14 protein-coding genes are annotated in these 15,522 nt (G+C 70.0%); 5 read left to right on the top strand and 9 right to left on the bottom strand.

Annotated elements, in window-relative coordinates; translation table 11 throughout:
• Positions 1–60 precede the first annotated feature (60 nt).
• The 4 genes from JOF29_RS08735 to JOF29_RS08720 form a co-directional block, all read right to left on the bottom strand.
• A complete protein-coding gene (locus JOF29_RS08735) occupies positions 61–3,582 on the bottom strand; it encodes a glycoside hydrolase domain-containing protein (RefSeq protein ID WP_209693710.1) in 3,522 nt (1,173 codons plus the stop codon).
• Positions 3,583–3,661: 79 nt separating this feature from the next.
• Positions 3,662–4,426: an ABC transporter ATP-binding protein gene (locus tag JOF29_RS08730; RefSeq protein WP_209693709.1), complete on the bottom strand. Its 765-nt coding sequence runs from the start codon at positions 4,424–4,426 to the stop codon at positions 3,662–3,664.
• Positions 4,427–4,429: 3 nt separating this feature from the next.
• Positions 4,430–5,467, bottom strand: a complete 1,038-nt coding sequence (locus JOF29_RS08725; protein WP_209693708.1) for a FecCD family ABC transporter permease — start codon at positions 5,465–5,467, stop codon at positions 4,430–4,432.
• Complete coding sequence (locus JOF29_RS08720) at positions 5,464–6,426, bottom strand: FecCD family ABC transporter permease (protein ID WP_307863217.1); 963 nt, start codon at positions 6,424–6,426, stop codon at positions 5,464–5,466. Before JOF29_RS08720 ends, JOF29_RS08725 begins: the two co-directional genes overlap by 4 nt.
• Positions 6,427–6,586: 160 nt before the next feature.
• Here JOF29_RS08720 and JOF29_RS08715 point away from each other — a divergent pair, with 160 nt between their 5' ends.
• Together JOF29_RS08715 and JOF29_RS08710 are read left to right on the top strand one after the other, a co-directional pair.
• The gene (locus tag JOF29_RS08715; RefSeq protein WP_307863216.1) at positions 6,587–7,579 is read left to right on the top strand and encodes an ABC transporter substrate-binding protein; all 993 of its coding nucleotides are present in this window, start codon (positions 6,587–6,589) and stop codon (positions 7,577–7,579) included.
• Between the two features lie 24 nt (positions 7,580–7,603).
• Positions 7,604–8,254: a hypothetical protein gene (locus JOF29_RS08710; RefSeq protein ID WP_209693706.1), complete on the top strand. Its 651-nt coding sequence runs from the start codon at positions 7,604–7,606 to the stop codon at positions 8,252–8,254.
• Here JOF29_RS08710 and JOF29_RS08705 read toward each other — a convergent pair.
• The 5 genes from JOF29_RS08705 to folP are packed head-to-tail and all read right to left on the bottom strand — an operon-like array spanning position 8,237 to position 12,137.
• On the bottom strand, positions 8,237–9,175 hold the full coding sequence (locus tag JOF29_RS08705) for an alpha/beta hydrolase (RefSeq protein ID WP_209693705.1): 939 nt from the start codon (positions 9,173–9,175) through the stop codon (positions 8,237–8,239). The genes JOF29_RS08710 and JOF29_RS08705 overlap by 18 nt on opposite strands.
• 44 nt (positions 9,176–9,219) lie before the next feature.
• Positions 9,220–9,816, bottom strand: a complete 597-nt coding sequence (locus JOF29_RS08700; RefSeq protein WP_209693704.1) for a TetR/AcrR family transcriptional regulator — start codon at positions 9,814–9,816, stop codon at positions 9,220–9,222.
• Positions 9,817–9,826: 10 nt separating this feature from the next.
• Entirely contained in the window at positions 9,827–10,516 is a 690-nt protein-coding gene (locus tag JOF29_RS08695; protein WP_209693703.1) for a class III extradiol dioxygenase subunit B-like domain-containing protein, read from the bottom strand.
• Positions 10,516–11,259, bottom strand: a complete 744-nt coding sequence (locus JOF29_RS08690; protein WP_307863215.1) for a pyrimidine reductase family protein — start codon at positions 11,257–11,259, stop codon at positions 10,516–10,518. Before JOF29_RS08690 ends, JOF29_RS08695 begins: the two co-directional genes overlap by 1 nt.
• Positions 11,256–12,137 carry a dihydropteroate synthase gene (folP, locus tag JOF29_RS08685; protein WP_307863214.1) on the bottom strand — a complete coding sequence of 294 codons (882 nt, stop codon included), beginning with the start codon at positions 12,135–12,137 and terminating at the stop codon, positions 11,256–11,258. The genes JOF29_RS08690 and folP overlap by 4 nt, the downstream gene beginning before the upstream one ends.
• A 168-nt stretch (positions 12,138–12,305) precedes the next feature.
• Here folP and JOF29_RS08680 point away from each other — a divergent pair, with 168 nt between their 5' ends.
• The 3 genes from JOF29_RS08680 to JOF29_RS08670 all read left to right on the top strand — a co-directional run bounded on the left by JOF29_RS08680 (position 12,306) and on the right by JOF29_RS08670 (position 15,452).
• Complete coding sequence (locus tag JOF29_RS08680; RefSeq protein ID WP_209693701.1) at positions 12,306–13,622, top strand: L-fuconate dehydratase; 1,317 nt, start codon at positions 12,306–12,308, stop codon at positions 13,620–13,622.
• Positions 13,623–13,740: 118 nt separating this feature from the next.
• Positions 13,741–14,493 carry an SDR family NAD(P)-dependent oxidoreductase gene (locus JOF29_RS08675; RefSeq protein ID WP_209693700.1) on the top strand — a complete coding sequence of 251 codons (753 nt, stop codon included), beginning with the start codon at positions 13,741–13,743 and terminating at the stop codon, positions 14,491–14,493.
• A complete protein-coding gene (locus JOF29_RS08670) occupies positions 14,490–15,452 on the top strand; it encodes an aldo/keto reductase (RefSeq protein ID WP_209693699.1) in 963 nt (320 codons plus the stop codon). The genes JOF29_RS08675 and JOF29_RS08670 overlap by 4 nt, the downstream gene beginning before the upstream one ends.
• The last annotated feature ends 70 nt before the right edge of the window (positions 15,453–15,522 follow it).

The following is a 15,522-nucleotide window of genomic DNA, read 5'->3' as shown; positions in this document are numbered from 1 at the left end:
TGACGCCTGGGTAGCGAGTCGACTCATGCCCGCGATGTTCCCCGGCGCCACCGACAGTTTTCAGACGGGGACCTGCACCGAACCGCCCCAGTCGTTCTGGTGCCAGCCGTCCTGCGGCGTCCACCACCAGTGGTACAACGTTCCGGTTCCGCTCTGGGCGAAATACTGATGCTGGTCAGCGAACGCGAACGCCACCGGATCGGCGTACACCTGCCCGCCCAGGTCCTCCCACGTCACCTTGCTGGTGCCCTGGTCCCACCACCAGTGGTAGAGCGTGTTGCCGGGACCACGTGCGACCACATGCTGCTGCGTCGCGGTCTTGAACGCAGACGGCGCCCCGACGAACTTCGCCGGAGCACCTCCCCATTCGACTTGGTGCAGCCCGTCACCGGCGTCCCAGTACCAGTGGTAGAGCTGCCCGTCCGCGGCTTGCGTGTACACGTGCTGCTGTCCGTTCCAAACGAACGCCGTGGGGTCGGAGTACGCCTCACCGTTCCAGTCGGCGAAGTGCGGCTCGAAGTCACCCAGCTGCCACCACCAGTGGTACAGGTGGTTGTCCGCGCCACGGGCGACAACGTGCAACTGGTTGTCCCACACGTACGTCGACGGCGTACCGACTATCGCACCGGGTGCACCGCCCCAGCTGTCGAGGCGTAACTGGCCGTCAGCGGGGTCCCACCACCAGTGCGTGAGGCCACCGGTCGAGGAGCGCGCGAAGATGTGCTGCTGGCCGGACCAGACCACTGCGGCCGGATCACCGGCCGCATCACCTCCCCAGTCCGCGTTGTGCGCCGCTGGCTCGCCCTCGACCCACCACCAGTGCAGCAGCGTTCCCGTCGTACTTCGGGCCACTGCGTGCTGCTGGTTCTCCCAGGCGTACCCCGTGGTCTTGCCGGCGATCGGGCCACCACCCAGGTCGTTCCGCTTCAGCCCGGCCGCACCACTCCAGTCCCAGCGCCCCATGGTGCCGGCCGCGGTCGGGGCGAAGATCACCTCGTGACCGGCACCACCTGCGTCGTTCCACTGGTACGCCGTCGCCCCCGGCACCACGTCGCCCGCGTGGCCGGCGCCGTACGCCTCGATCTCGTCGACGAACAGGCCGGACTGGTACTTGTTGTGCATCGTCTTGTCGAACGTCACCCGGACCCACCGGGCCTTCGACGGCGCGAACCCGATGTCGTACCAGATCCGCGAGGCCCCGTTCACCGAACTGACCTGCCCGCGGTCGGTGAAGTTCGTACCGTCGGTACTGGTCGCGACCGTGATCTGGTCCGGCCGGTAGTCCGGGTACTCCTCGTAGGCATGCACGCGCACCGTGCCGACCGTCTGGGCCCACCCGAGGTCGATGTTGACCGTCGGATGCACGCTGTCGCCGACGTTGGCCAGCTCGTACCCGAACTGCTTGCCGTCGCCCCAGTTGTCGCCCAGCACCCCGTCGGTCGCCTCGTTACCCGCGTCCGGGAACCGTGTCGACGGAGCGGTCTTGGTGTACGGCTTCCCACCCGCAAGGTTCTGCTGCAGCAGGCGGTGCCCCGCCACCTCCAGCCCTTGCAGGTCGTACGGCGCTGTGCCGTCCACCGTGATCCGGATGTAGCGCGTCTTCGCGTTGATCCCCAGGAAGTCGTCGCCACCGGGCTTGGCCAGGTCGTCCGCGGGGTCGTCGGTCCTGTTCGCTGCCTCTGCCCACTTCGTACCGTCGAACGAGATGAGCACGTGGTACTTGCTGGCCCAGGTGGCGCCCCAGTGCAGCTGTACGCCGTCCACCTGTGCCTGGCGGCCCAGGTCGATCTGCACTCCGTTCGAGGTGCCGGTCTTCTTGTACGGGAGGCCCTTCACAGGCAGCCCAGCGGCCGCATCCAGCGTAAGAGCACGGATCCGCTGCATGTAGCTCACGTCCGGCGAGTACTTGTCGCTGGCTTGCACTGCGGCCGTCGCCAGGTCGTGTGCCAGCCCCGGGTTGGTCTTGCCGAGGTGGTTGAGGACCTCCCAGTCCTCCATGCCGTCCCGCAACGACTCGTACCGCGGTGAGGCCTCGACCGTGTTGTGCACAGTGTCCGGCCGGACGATGTACCCGTCGCCCTTGACGGTCTGGTCGCTCATCTTGAACTGCCAGTTGCCGTACGCCCAGTGCAGGTACCCGGTCGCGCCCTTGCCGTACGCGAGCCACATGGTCTGCCGCTGACTCCACTCCGGCTGGTCGATGAACCTGTTGAGATGGTTGCCGGCCGGGATGTTGCAGTTGTAGAACCACAGCGGCTTGCCGGCCTTGCGTTCGTCGTCGAACGGCTTCGGGTTCGCCGTGTACGTGAACAGGTTCGGAATGACGATGTCCTCCGCGTGCGCCACCCGCGCGGCCAGCTGGTTGACGACCGCGTCACCGATCTTCACGTCCGGCCAGTACTGCCGGAGCTTGTTCGCGACACCGAACCAGCCCGGGTCACCGCCGGCCCCCGGCTCGTCGCCCACGTGCATCCAGAACATGCTCGCCCAGCCCTTGTCGGCCAGGTGCTGGCGCAGCGCCGGGTAGAACTGCTTGTACCAGTTGTCCGCCTCCGGCGAGTCCCAGTACACGAAGTCCGGGAGCTGCCTGCCGGTCTCCTTGGGCGTCACCTCCTGCAGGTACCGCGGGTACTGCGGGTTGTGCTCGGGGTTCTGCGGCCCGGCGCCGGTGAACCCCTCCAGCCGGTTCACCACGCCCTTGTCCAGGAACCGCTGCACGACCTGGTCGAAGCGGTCGAAGTTGAACGTGTAGTTGCCGGTGGCATCGACCTTGCTGCCGCCGTCGGTGAGCAGGTTGACCAGCGGCAGCTGCAGGTCGTTCTGCCGGTACCGCTTCATCGTGTCGGCCCAGTTGTCGATCAGCTGCCACCACTGCGGCGAGTACCGGTCGTGCCCGTAGAACAGCTTGACGGTGTCGCCCTGGCCCATGTCCCAGGAGGTCAGGCCGAGGAAGTTCGTCCACATCACGTTGGTGAACTCGCTCTGGTTGGCCGGCGGGATCACCACGTTCCGGGCGTTCACCCGGATCGGCACGTACAGGTTGCCGTTCGTCGTCCGGACGGTCGCGTAGCCGGCGTAGATGCCGCCCTTTGCGGTCGCCGGCACGTGCACCCGGACCCAGATCGACTGCGTCTGGTTCGCCGGTACGGCGATACCCGGCTGGTTCAGCAGCCGGTCCGGGAAGTCGCCCGGAGCGGTCCGGATCGTCGGTACGACGAAGTTGTCCGGCTCCCAGCCGTTGTACGAGTTGCGGTCCAGGTACTCGTACCCGACCGGGTTGTAGCTGATCTCGCTCGCCGCGATGGCGTCGCCGGTCCCCTGCAGCGCGCTGAAGTCGACGCTGTTCACGGTGAACGCGGCCGGTCCGCGCAGCACGATCTGCGCTGCCTCGTAGTCGTTCTTCGCGGTGTCCAGCCGGATGTCGTCACCGGCCTCCGGCGATCGCCCGCTGTCCTTGAAGACCGAGTTGTACGACGTCTCGGTCCACATGTCCGGTGTCGCGCCGGCCGCGTGCGCCAGTGGCGCCAACCCGGCCGTCGTCACCATCAGTCCAACCGCCACCACTACTCGTGTCCAGCGCATGCCGCCAAGCCTCCGCGGCCGCGCCGGACCCGGCAATCCTTTCGAGCCAGCCTGTATAGACCAATCAACCCGAACGCGGTCAGGTGGTGCGGTCCGGTACGACGACCGGTGCGCCGCCGACCTCCACCACGGTGGCCTTGAGGCCGAAGACGTCCTCCAGCAAGGCAGCCGTGAGTACGTCGACCGGACGCCCCTCAGCGGCGATCCGGCCCTCACCCATCACCACCAGGTGGTCGGCGTACTGCGCTGCCAGCGTCAGGTCGTGCAGTACAGCCACAACGGTCCGGCCTGTCGTGGCTGCTCCATGCACCACCTTCATCACGTCCACCGCGTGTGCGAGGTCCAGGTACGTCGTGGGCTCGTCGAGCAGGAGGTGCTGCGTACCCTGGGCCAGCACCATCGCGATCCACACCCGTTGGCGCTGCCCACCTGACAGCTGGTCCACGGGGCGCTCACGCAGCTCCGTCAGCTCAACCGCGGCCAAGGCCTCCTCGATAGCGGCGTCGTCTTCCGCGGTCAGCCGTCCGAACAGCCCGCGGTGCGGATGCCGGCCTCTCGACACCAGCTCGGCAGCAGTGATGCCCTCCGGAGTCACAGGCCCCTGTGGCAGCACACCTAGCTTCCTGGCTAGTTCACGCGCTGGCAGTTGGTGGATGTCCTTCCCGTCCAGCAGCACCTGTCCACGAAGCGGTGTGAGCAGCCTGCTCATCCCCCGCAGCAGCGTGGACTTGCCGGAGCCGTTCGGCCCTACCACCGCAGTCAGCTGACCGGACGGCACCTCCAACGTCAGGCCGTCCACTACCGGCGCAGCGTCGTACGCGAGGGTCAGGTTCTCTACGTGCACGGTTCAGCGTCCCTTCTGCTGACGGCCGATGAGGTGCAGCAGGTACGGCGCTCCGCACGCAGCCGTGACCACACCAACAGGTAACTCGTACGGGCCGACCTGCGCCCACTGCAACCCGTTCCGGGCCACCAGATCGGCCAGAACGACGAAGAGCGCGCCGAGCATCGCAGTGGTCAGCAAAGGCGGCCGCTCCATCCGGGTGAGCCGCTGCGCGACCTGCGGCGCGACCAGTGCGACGAATGCGATCGGACCAGCTCCGGCAGTAGCCATGGCAGCCAGCACGGTGGCGATCACCAGCAACGCCAGCCGGACCCGCGCCACCCGGACGCCGAGTGCGGAGGCCACGTCGTCGCCGAGCACCAGCGCGGACAGGTCCCGGTTGAACATCATTGCCACCGGCAACAACACGACGACCGCGATCAGCACCGGTAGCGCGTCACTCCAGGCCCGCGAGTTGAGCGAACCGGCCAGCCAGGCAGCCGCCCGGCCCGCGTCGTTCACGTCGCCGATCACCAGCAACCAGGCGACCAGCGAGTTTGCGGCGGCGGCGATGCCGACACCGATCAGCACCACCTTGCCCGCATCGACCGTGCTCCCGGGGCCGCGCCGGATCGACAGCGCACCGACGATCAGCGTCGCGGTCAGCCCGCCGAGCACCGCCGCCAACGGGATCCCGACCTGCGCCGCAAACCCGGAGATGTTGCCACCGCCCGTCCCCGCCAGGACGATGACCGCGACCGCACCCGCGGACGCACCCGAGTTCACGCCGACGATGTCCGGACTGGCCAGCGGATTCCGCGACAACGTCTGCAGCAACGCACCGGACACGGCGAACGCGATCCCCACCAGCAGCCCGGTCGCGACCCGCGGCAGTCGCAGCTCCAGTACGACGAGCCGGGTACCGCGACGGCCGCCGCCGAGCAGTACGTCGAGCACGTCCGCGACCGGGAGTTTCGTCGTACCGACGCTCAACGACACCAGCGCGATCACGACCGCCAAAGCCGCGAACAGGACGCTCAGCAGGACGGTGCGGGACCTCACAACGCCACCGCCCGGCGCCGTACGACGAGGACGAACATCGGGGCGCCGACGATGCCGAGGACCACGCCCGCCTGGACCTCACCGGCACCGCCGACGAGCCGGCCGACGAGATCCGCGAGTACCAGCGCGGTCGCGCCGATCAGACCCGCGGCCGGGATCAACCAGGTGTTGCGGGCGCCGAAGATCCGCCGCGCGACATGGCCGGACAGCAACCCGAGGAACCCGATCGGCCCGCACGCCGCGACGCCCGCGGCCGTCAGCAACCCGATCGCGCCGAGCCCGACCAGGCGCGCCCGACGGACCGGCAACCCGAGTCCCGCTGCCACATCGTCGCCCAGCGCAAGCAGGTCGAGATCGCGCGCGTTGACCGCGGCCAGCAGCAGACCGATCACCACGAACGGCAGCACCTGCCCGGCCACGTCCAGTCCGCGCCCGGCCACCGAGCCGACCGCCCAGAAGCGATAGCTGTCCAACGTGTTCGCATCGAGCAGCACGATCGCCGACGTCAACGCACCGAGCATCGCCGCCACGGCCGCACCCGTCAGCGCCAGCCCGACCGGCGTCGCACCGCTACCCCGAGCGGCCAGCCGCTGTACGGCGAAGGTCGCGATCAAGGCGCCGAGCAAGGCAACCCACACCGTCGACGACACCGAGTCGACCAGCCCCACCTGCAACCCGAGCACCACCGCGAACGCCGCACCTGAGCTCACCCCGAAGATGCCGGGCTCGGCCAGCGCGTTCCGGGTGTGACCCTGCATCAACGTGCCGGCGATGCCGAGACACAAGCCGATCAGTACGGCGACGACCGTGCGCGGGAAGCGCAGGTTGCGGACGATCACGTCCGCGTCCGAGCCGTTGTTCGCGGTCAAGGCGTGCCACAACGCGCCCGGTCCCAGCCAGCGCGAGCCGAGCGCGAGGCTGGCGGCGAACGCCAGCAGCAGGAGCACGGCGAGCGCCACCAGGGCGACGGCCCGACGGGTGACGGGGTGCGAGGCACTCGGCGGCGGGGGCGGCGACACGGGCGGGTGTGCGGGCGGCGGGGACATATGGTTAGGTTTGCCTTACCTCTGAGGTGAAGAGCTACCTTAACCCGCCACTCGTGCCGATCTGGAGACACCCGTGCGCCTGCCCCGCATCACCGCCCTGCTCGCTGCCGTGCTCGCGACCTCAGCCCTCGCGCTGACCGCCTGCGGCGCGTCCGGATCCGACGACGACCCGGCCGCCGCCGGTGCGGCCGGCGAAGGCTTCCCGCGGACCGTCGAGCACGCGATGGGCAAGACCGAGATCAAGAGCAAGCCGAAGCGGGTGGTCGCACTTGACACCAGCTACGTGGACGCGACACTGATCCTGGACACGCCGGTCGTCGGGTACACCGACTACCGCACGATCAACGGGCAACTGCCGGACTACCTCGGCGACGACCGGAAGACGTACGGGTCCGAGGCCGAGTCGGTCGGCACGCTGGCCGAGCCGAACCTGGAGAAGATCGCCGCGCTGAACCCGGACCTGATCGTCACCGCGAAGGTCCGGCACGAGAAGCTCTACGACCAGTTGGCCGCGATCGCGCCGACCATCATGTCCGAGACCACCGGCGCGACCTGGAAGGACAACATCCGGTTGGAGGCCAAGGCGCTCGGCGCGGAGGACCTCGCGGAGAAGGAGATCTCGGCGTACGAGAAGGCCGCGAAGACGACCGGCGACGCGATCAACGCGAAGGCGCATAATCCGACGATCTCGGTGGTCCGGTTCGTCGACGGGCCGACCCGGCTGTACCGGAACGCCAGCTACTCCGGGATCGTGCTCAAGGACGCCGGGCTGAAGCGCCCGAAGTCGCAGGACGTCGACGACTTCGCGCTGGAGATCAGCCCGGAGCGGATCAAGGACGCCGACGCGGACGCCATCTTCGTCACGACGTACGCCGACGAGAAGGGGCTGGGCGCGAAGACGGCCGCCCAGTTCAAGGCGAACCCGTTGTGGAAGCCGCTGGCGCCGAAGGTGCACGACGTACCGGACCTGACCTGGATGACCGCGGTCGGCCTGCAGGGCGCGTGGGCGATCCTGGACGACCTGGCGAAGACCTTCGACGTACCGGCACCCGTCCGGCCGTCCTGATCGCACGCTTGTAGGGTCGGCCGCATGACAGCTCTCACCCGCTGGCACGCCGGCCCGTGGACGACGCGCGGTACGGCGGCCGGCGCCGCGTTCGAGCCCGGCCGGAAGCGGACCCCCGACGAGCTGAACTTCGACATCATCGGCCTGTCCCGGATCGTCGGCCGTCGCCAGACGCTCCCGGAGGAGATGCTCGTCCGCCGCTGCCAGGCCGCCCTCCGCCCGACCGATCCGCGCGTCTGCGGCGTCCAAACCCTCGACCCGGAACTGTCCGGCGAACTGGCAGCCGTAGCCGAGCAGGCCTTCACGTGGCTGGCGGAGCGAGCCCCCGCCGGCTACGAGTTCGTCCACGCGGACGCCGTAGAACTGCAGCCGCTCCTGGACCTGTCCGCAGACGTGATCGCCGTGGACGCCGTAGTACAACTGGCGGACGTTCCCCTCCCCGCAGCCCGCCTCGCCACCTCGCATGTACGCCGCGCCCCCACCGGAGCCTGGTACGCCGGAGACGCCGTCTGCAACTGGTCCGGCCCGCACGCCACGTCCGCCGAGGCAGTAGCCGCCGTACGCCAGGCTCGCACCGAACTGACCGAGCAGCTCCGGTCCGCCGGACACGCCGACCTGGCCGCCACCGCACCCCGCTGGCCGGACGTCCCGCTCGAGTTAGAGCCTTTCCGGTAACTTTTCGTCGCCTGGCGCCGGTTTGTTTCCGGAAAGATCCGGCGCCGCGAGCCGACGCCCCAGGAACGCCAACTCGGCCGCGACAACCTCCTCGTGGGCGTCCAGGAACGGGGCGTAGTGGTTCCCGGCGACCCGGAGCACCTCTGCCTTTGGGGTGGTGGCGGCTGCCTTCAGTGTGGGGGCTGCCAGGGCTGACTTGTCGTCTTCGCAGACGACGTACAGGATCGGGCAGCGGGCGTCCGGGGCGTACTTCGCCGGGCGGTAGACCGCTGCGGGGAGCACCGAGCGGGCCGCGATCTGCTGCTGCCAGTCGGGGTAGCGGTTGCCGGGGTTGAGGATTTCGCTGCCCAGTTGGGCGTCGGGGGTGTTGAGGAGCGCCACCGTCCCGGTAGGACCCGCCAGATCGACCAGGCGCGGCGGGCGGCCCAGCCAACCGCCGACGACGTCCAGCAACGCCCGCCCGACCAGGCGGAGGGCGCTGCCGGTCGACTGGTAGCGGGAGGCGTGGCGGGTGACGGTGGGGCCGTCGACGTTCGCCGACTGCGCGATCGCTGCGGAGAGGCCCAGATCCTCCGAGGCGAGCTGGACGATGTACCCGCCGGGCAGCGAGAACGCCCAGATTCCCACCCGTTCCACCCCGGGCAGCGTCTTCGCGTACGCGATCGCCGCCCGCCAGTCGTCCAGTTGGTCCCGCACCCGCGCCACCTGCCGCGGCTCCCCGGCACTCTCCCCGAGGTTGCGGTGGTCGAACGCCAGCACGCTGAATCCGGCCGCGGCGAACCGCTCCGCGAACCGATCCGTCCCCGGCTCCTTCGGCACTCCGAAGCCACCGGTCATCACCACGCACCCGCCGTTGCCACCCGGGTAGTGCCAGGCCGCACAGTCCAGCCCGGCACTCGTGAAGCTCACCTTCTCGCGCATACCAGAAGTGAACCACGTGGTTCGCAAATCTGTCTATGCCTACTTCAGGCCTGCTCTTCCCGCTCCAAGGCCCGTGTCAGCGCCGCGAACCCGGCATCGATCCCGGCCGCGTCCCCGCTCGTCCGCCACTCGATCAGGAACCCGCGCAGCGTCCCCAGGATCAGCTCCGCGACCTCCGTACGCCGCTCGTCCGCCCAGCCGTCCGGGCACAACGCCAGCAACGTCGGCAGGTACTGCCGCGACGCCGACCGGGCGAGATCGGCGTACCGCCCGGCGTCGTACATCGCCAGGCCGATCGCCTGGTCGAGCACCCACGACTCCTCGCCGATCAGCGTCGGCCACATCGACCGCACCCGCTCAGCCAGTGACCCGCCCTGCTCGGCCGCCGCCGAGACCGCGCGCGTGATCCGGCGTTCGCGCAACTGCAGGACCGCCTGCGTCAGCAGGTCCTCGGCGCCGTCGAAGTGGTACAGCAGCACCTTGTGCGTCGTACCGGCCGCCCGCGCCGCGCGCCGCAGCGAAAAGTCGACCAGCCCGTTCGCCCCGAGGTCGTCCGCCACCTTCTCGAGCAACTCCCGCCGCCGCGCCTCACCCCGCGGCGACTTCGCCGACCGCCGATAACCCGTCCGCTCCTCAGTCACCCCGCCAGTATCACTGGGTGAACGACGCGACGAAGTAGCCGACGCCATACGGCGCTGCGTCGTACAGCAGGTCGCCCGTCAGCGTCGTACCGGTAAACGCGCCGGCGAGGATCTGCCAAGGCGCGCGGCCGGCTGCTTGGAGTACGGTGGCGAGATCCGGGTCGAGTGCTGCCAGTACGTCGAGATCCACGTCCTGGAAGGCTTTCGCGACCGTGGTGTCGAAGATCTCGGCGCGTGGGTGCAGGTGCACCGGCGCATGATCACTGCGCCGCGCCGAGCCGTCGCCCATCACGAGCAGGCCGACCCGTTCGTTGCCCGCGGCAATCTCCTTGCCGAGCTCCAGGCAGCGCGCCGGCACCTCGTCCACCGGCACCGCGAGGTACGTCCGGGGCAGACCGGCCGCCTTCGACTGCCCGAGCAGCCAGCCGCCGACGGTCAACGACAGCGGCAGCACCCGCGGACCGGATCCGATCCGTACGTCGGGAGCGCCGTACGGACCGAACGACCCGCCCGCGTCCGCGCCGTACGTCGCCGAAACCGGCCCCGAGCCGACGACGAGGATGCTGGTGGCGGACGACAACGCGTCGAGGGCGGTCCGGCAGGCGGCCCGCAGCGAGTCGAGTTCGGGCGCGGCGCCGGAGGCGAGTTCGGGCACGATGATCGGCGGATGCGGACAAACCGCCGCGACAACAACCGGCACTAGCGAATCCCCCGGCCGTTGCGGAGGAACAGGAAACCGTCGTCGGCGGACAGGATGTGCATGAGCGGGAGCGGTCGTGCCTCGGTGGCGGCGACGCCGTCTGTGATCCGGCGCGCACCCGGTCCGGCGAGCAGCGGGGAGACGGTCAGGCACAGCTCGTCGACCAGGTCGGCGACGGTGAGCGAACCCAGCAGGTGCGGGCCGCCCTCGCAGAGGATCTGCGTCAGCCCGCGCTCCCCCAGCGCAGCCACGGCCGCCGTGAGGTCCACCGCGTCCTCGCCGCAGACCAGTACGTCGGCGACCTCCGCCAGCGCCTCCCGCTGCTCGGCCGGAGACGCCGCGCAGGTGATGACGATCGCGCGCGTCGGCGCATTCGTGAACACCGGGCTGTCGGCGGGCAGGTCGAGCCGGGCCGAGACCGCGGCGAGCGTCGGGTTCTCCGGCAGGCCGTGCTCGACCCGCCAGGCGCGGCGCTTCGACCCGAGCCGCAGACCGCCGTACCCCTCGGCGCGCAGCGTGCCGGCTCCGACCAGGACCACGTCCGCGAGCATCCGGAGCCGGCCGAGCATGTTCTGGTCGTCCTTGCTGGACAGGCCTCCGGACACGCCCTTCACGGTCACCGCGCCGTCCAGGCTGGTGACGAAGTTCGCCCGGAGCCGGGGCACCGAGCGATCCGCCACCGCATAGGCGGCGATCAGCTCGTCCTCGGTCAGCTCGCGACCGGCCGCACGATCTCGAATCACACCAGGCTCCTTCGGGTGTACGCCGGGGTCGCGGTCTTCCGCAGTACGGCGATCAGGTCGAGGGCCTGCCGGACGCCGGCGACGTCGTGGACCCGGAACACCCGCGCGCCCAGCCAGGCCGCGACGCTGACCGCGGCGAGCGTCGCCGGACCGCGCCGGCCGGACGGCAGGTCGAGGGTCTCGCCGAGGAAGTCCTTGTTCGACATCGCCACCAGTACCGGCCAGCCGGTCGCCGCCAGCTCGTCGATCCGGCGCGTCACCTCGAGCGAGTGCAGGGTGTTCTTGCCGAAGTCGTGGGTCGGGTCGATGACGATCCCGTCCGGGTGCACCCCGGCCGCGATCGCCTTCCGGGCCAGCGCGGTGGTCGTCCGGATCACGTCCGCGACCACGTCGTCGTACGCCATCCGGTGCGGGTCGGTGCGCGGCTTCAGCCCGCCGACGTGGCTGCAGACCAGGCCCGCGCCGACCTCGGCCGCGGCTCCGGCGAGCTCGGGGTCGTGGCCGGACCAGGTGTCGTTGATCAGGTTCGCCCCGGCGGCTCCGACCCGGCGGGCGACGCCGCTGCGGTAGGTGTCGACGCTGATCAGCAGCTCCGGGTGCCGGTCGCGGACGGTGGCGACGAAGTCGACGGTCCGGCGCAGCTCCTCGGCCTCGTCGACGGGTTCGCCGTACCCGGCCTTGACGCCGCCGATGTCGACCAGGTCCGCACCGTCGGCGACCGCCTGGTCGATCGCGGTCAGCGCCGCCTGGGCCGCGTACGTCGCGCCGCCGTCGAAGAACGAGTCCGGGGTCCGGTTCACGATCGCCATCACGGCGAACTCCCCCGGCCCGAACGACCGCCCGCCGAGTCGCAACACTCCATCCCGCTCGTCCGCCACGGCACCGACTGTACGTGGCGGATCTGCAGGCACGCACAAGTACCGCCTAACGCCCGCCAGGCGGCCCGGAACCAGGGTTATGCATGCCTGCAGATCCATCAACCTATCAAGGCAGGCACATATCCTATAGGATCTCGTCGACACCCGCCCGCGTAGATCGGCTCCCGCATGGCACGATTCACCGAGTTCGAGACGTACGACGTCCGCTTCCCCACGTCCCTGGACCTGGACGGGTCCGACGCGATGAACACCGACCCGGACTACTCCGCGGCGTACGTCATCCTCCGGACCGACGCCGGGGACGGGCTCGAGGGACACGGGTTCGCGTTCACGATCGGCCGCGGCAACGACATCCAGACCACGGCCATCGAGGCGCTCCGCGACCATGTCGTCGGGCTCGACCTGGACGCCACGCTGAGCGACCTCGGCGGGTTCTGGAAGTCACTTGTGCACGACTCGCAACTGCGCTGGCTCGGCCCCGAGAAGGGCGTCATGCACATGGCGATCGGCGCGGTCGTGAACGCGGTGTGGGACCTGGCCGCCAAGCGGGCCGGCGTACCGCTGTGGAAGCTGCTGGCGGACCTCACCCCGGAGCAGATCGTCGGCCTGGTCGACTTCCGGTACCTGACCGACGCGCTGACCCCGGACGAGGCGCTGCAGATCCTGCGGGCGGCCGAGCCCGGACGGGCCGAGCGGGAGGCGGTACTGCGGGAGCGCGGCTACCCGGCGTACACCACGACTCCCGGCTGGCTCGGGTACGACGACGCGAAACTGGTCCGGCTCTGCCACGAGGCGGTCGCCGACGGGTTCACCCAGATCAAGCTGAAGGTCGGCGCGAACGTCGACGACGACATCCGCCGGCTGCGGCTGGCCCGCGAGGCGGTCGGCCCGGACATCCGGATCGCGATCGACGCCAACCAGCGCTGGGACGTCGCCGAGGCGATCACCTGGATAGCGGCCCTCAAGCCGTACGACGTCTACTGGGTGGAGGAACCGACCAGCCCGGACGACATCCTCGGGCACGCCGCGATCGCGAAGGCAATCGCGCCGATCAAGGTCGCAACCGGCGAGCACGTCCAGAACCGGATCGTGTTCAAGCAGCTGCTGCAGGCCGAGGCGCTGTCCGTCCTGCAGATCGACTCGGCCCGGGTCGCGGGCGTCAACGAGAACATCGCGAACCTGCTGCTGGCGGCCAAGTTCGGCGTACCGGTGTGTCCGCACGCGGGCGGGGTAGGACTGTGTGAGCTGGTCCAGCACCTGTCGATGTTCGACTACATCGCGGTGAGCGGATCACTGGACGACCGGGTGATCGAGTACGTCGACCACCTGCACGAGCACTTCCTGGACCCGGTGGTGGTCCGGGACGGGCACTACGTGGCACCGGTACGGCCCGGGTTCGGCGCGGAGATGGATGCCGAGACGCTGACCGACTTCCGGTACCCGGGTGGCAAGATCTGGACCGACCTAGCTGAGGAGAGCAAGTGACAGTACTGTTGGCCGGGCCTCCGGCGCCGGCACGGTCCCGGGGCCTTGGCTCCCGGTCTTCCCTCGTCGCTCCGGTCGCTTCGCCCCCTCCGCTCCTCAGTCCAGACCGGGAGGCCCCGTGACCGACTTCGCCGGCCTGCGGGCTGTTGTCACGGGCGGTGCGTCCGGGATCGGGCTCGCGGCGGCCCGGCTGCTGGCGGCCCGCGGCGCGCAGGTGGTCGTGTTCGACCTGAAGCCGGACGTCGAGGCGCCGCTGACCGGGATCGCGGCGGACGTCACCGACGACGACTCGATCCGGGACGCGGTCGCCGCCGCGGCGCTGCAGCTCGGCGGGATCGACGTCGTGGTGAACAACGCCGGCATCGGCGCCCAGGGCAACGTGACCGCGAACGACGACGCCGAATGGCACCGGGTGCTGGACGTGAACGTGGTCGGCATCGCCCGCGTCACCCGGGCCGCGCTCCCGCACCTGCGGAAGTCGGCCGCGGCCGCGATCGTCAACACCTGCTCGATCGCCGCGACCGCCGGCCTGCCGAACCGGGCGCTGTACTCCGCGAGCAAGGGCGCCGTCCTGGCGCTGACGATGGCGATGGCCGCGGACCACGTCCGCGAAGGCATCCGGGTGAACTGCGTGAACCCCGGTACGGCGGACACGCCGTGGGTCGGGCGGTTGCTCGACGTCGCCGAGGACCCCGCCGCGGAGCGTGCGGCGCTCGAGGCGCGGCAGCCGATGGGCCGACTGGTGTCGGCGGACGAGGTGGCGTCCGCGATCGCGTATCTCGCGAGTCCGCTGTCGGGTTCGACGACCGGTACGGCGCTGGCCGTCGACGGCGGCATGCAGAACCTGCGGCTTCCGGGAGCCCGCTCATGAAGCTCTTTCCGGAGGACCAGCGCATCGGGCTCGGCGGTGCGCCGCTGGGCAACCTGCTCGGCGAGGTCCACGAGGCGGACGCGGTCGCCGCGGTGAACGCCGCCTGGGACGAAGGCTGGCGGTACTTCGACACCGCACCGCACTACGGACTCGGGCTCGCCGAGGAGCGGCTCGGCCTCGGGCTGCGGGGCAAGCCGCGGGACTCGTACGTGCTCTCCAGCAAGGTCGGGCGGATCATCTACTCGTCGGACACCGCGGCACCCGACGACGAAGGCTTCGACCTCAGTACGACGCGGCGCCGGCGCTGGGACTTCTCGCGGGACGGCGTACTGCGGAGCATCGAGGACTCGCTGCGGCGGATCGGGACCGACCGGCTGGACGTGGTGTTCGTGCACGACCCGGACGATCACTACTCCGACGCGGTCGCGACCGCGTTCCCGACCCTGATCGAGCTCCGCGAGCAGGGCGTGATCGGCGCGATCGGAGCCGGGATGAACCAGTCGGCGATGCTGACCCGGTTCGTCCAGGAGGTCGACCTCGACGTGATCATGCTGGCCGGCCGGTACTCGCTGATCGACCCGGACGGGCTCGACGACGTACTGCCCGCCTGCGTGCAGAACGACGTACAGGTGGTTGCCGTCGGCATCTTCAACTCGGGCCTGCTGTCCCAGCCTCGTCCCGCGGCCGGCACGACCTTCAACTACGAGCCCGCGGCCCAGGCCCTGGTCGACAGGGCGAACAAGATCGCCGACGTGTGCGAGTCCCACGGCACCACCCTCCCCGCCGCGGCCCTCGCCTTCCCACTGGCACACCCAGCAGTCGCAGGCATCGCAGTAGGCTGCCGCACCGCCGACGAAGTACACACCAACGCAGCCCTAACCCGCACCAAGGTCCCCCCAGCCGTATGGTCCGACCTGAAGTCCGCGGCCCTACTACGCAAGGACGCCCCAACCCCGTAAGACCTCCTCCACAAGCGGACGTCCTCCCGCCCCTCCCCTCACAAGCGGGCGTCCTCCCGCCCTTCCCCTC

Source organism: Kribbella aluminosa (genome assembly GCF_017876295.1).
GTDB classification, from domain to species: Bacteria; Actinomycetota; Actinomycetes; order Propionibacteriales; family Kribbellaceae; genus Kribbella; species Kribbella aluminosa.
The sequence above is the reverse complement of the archived record's forward strand: the minus strand, read 5'-3'. Positions and strand labels throughout refer to the sequence as shown.

Coding starts and splice junctions, on each gene's coding strand:
- JOF29_RS08735 (WP_209693710.1), bottom strand. CDS start 3,582: ATGCGCTGGACACGAGTAGTGGTGGCGGTTGGACTGATGGTGACGACG.
- JOF29_RS08710 (WP_209693706.1), top strand. CDS start 7,604: ATGACAGCTCTCACCCGCTGGCACGCCGGCCCGTGGACGACGCGCGGT.
- JOF29_RS08705 (WP_209693705.1), bottom strand. CDS start 9,175: ATGCGCGAGAAGGTGAGCTTCACGAGTGCCGGGCTGGACTGTGCGGCC.
- JOF29_RS08680 (WP_209693701.1), top strand. CDS start 12,306: ATGGCACGATTCACCGAGTTCGAGACGTACGACGTCCGCTTCCCCACG.
- JOF29_RS08670 (WP_209693699.1), top strand. CDS start 14,490: ATGAAGCTCTTTCCGGAGGACCAGCGCATCGGGCTCGGCGGTGCGCCG.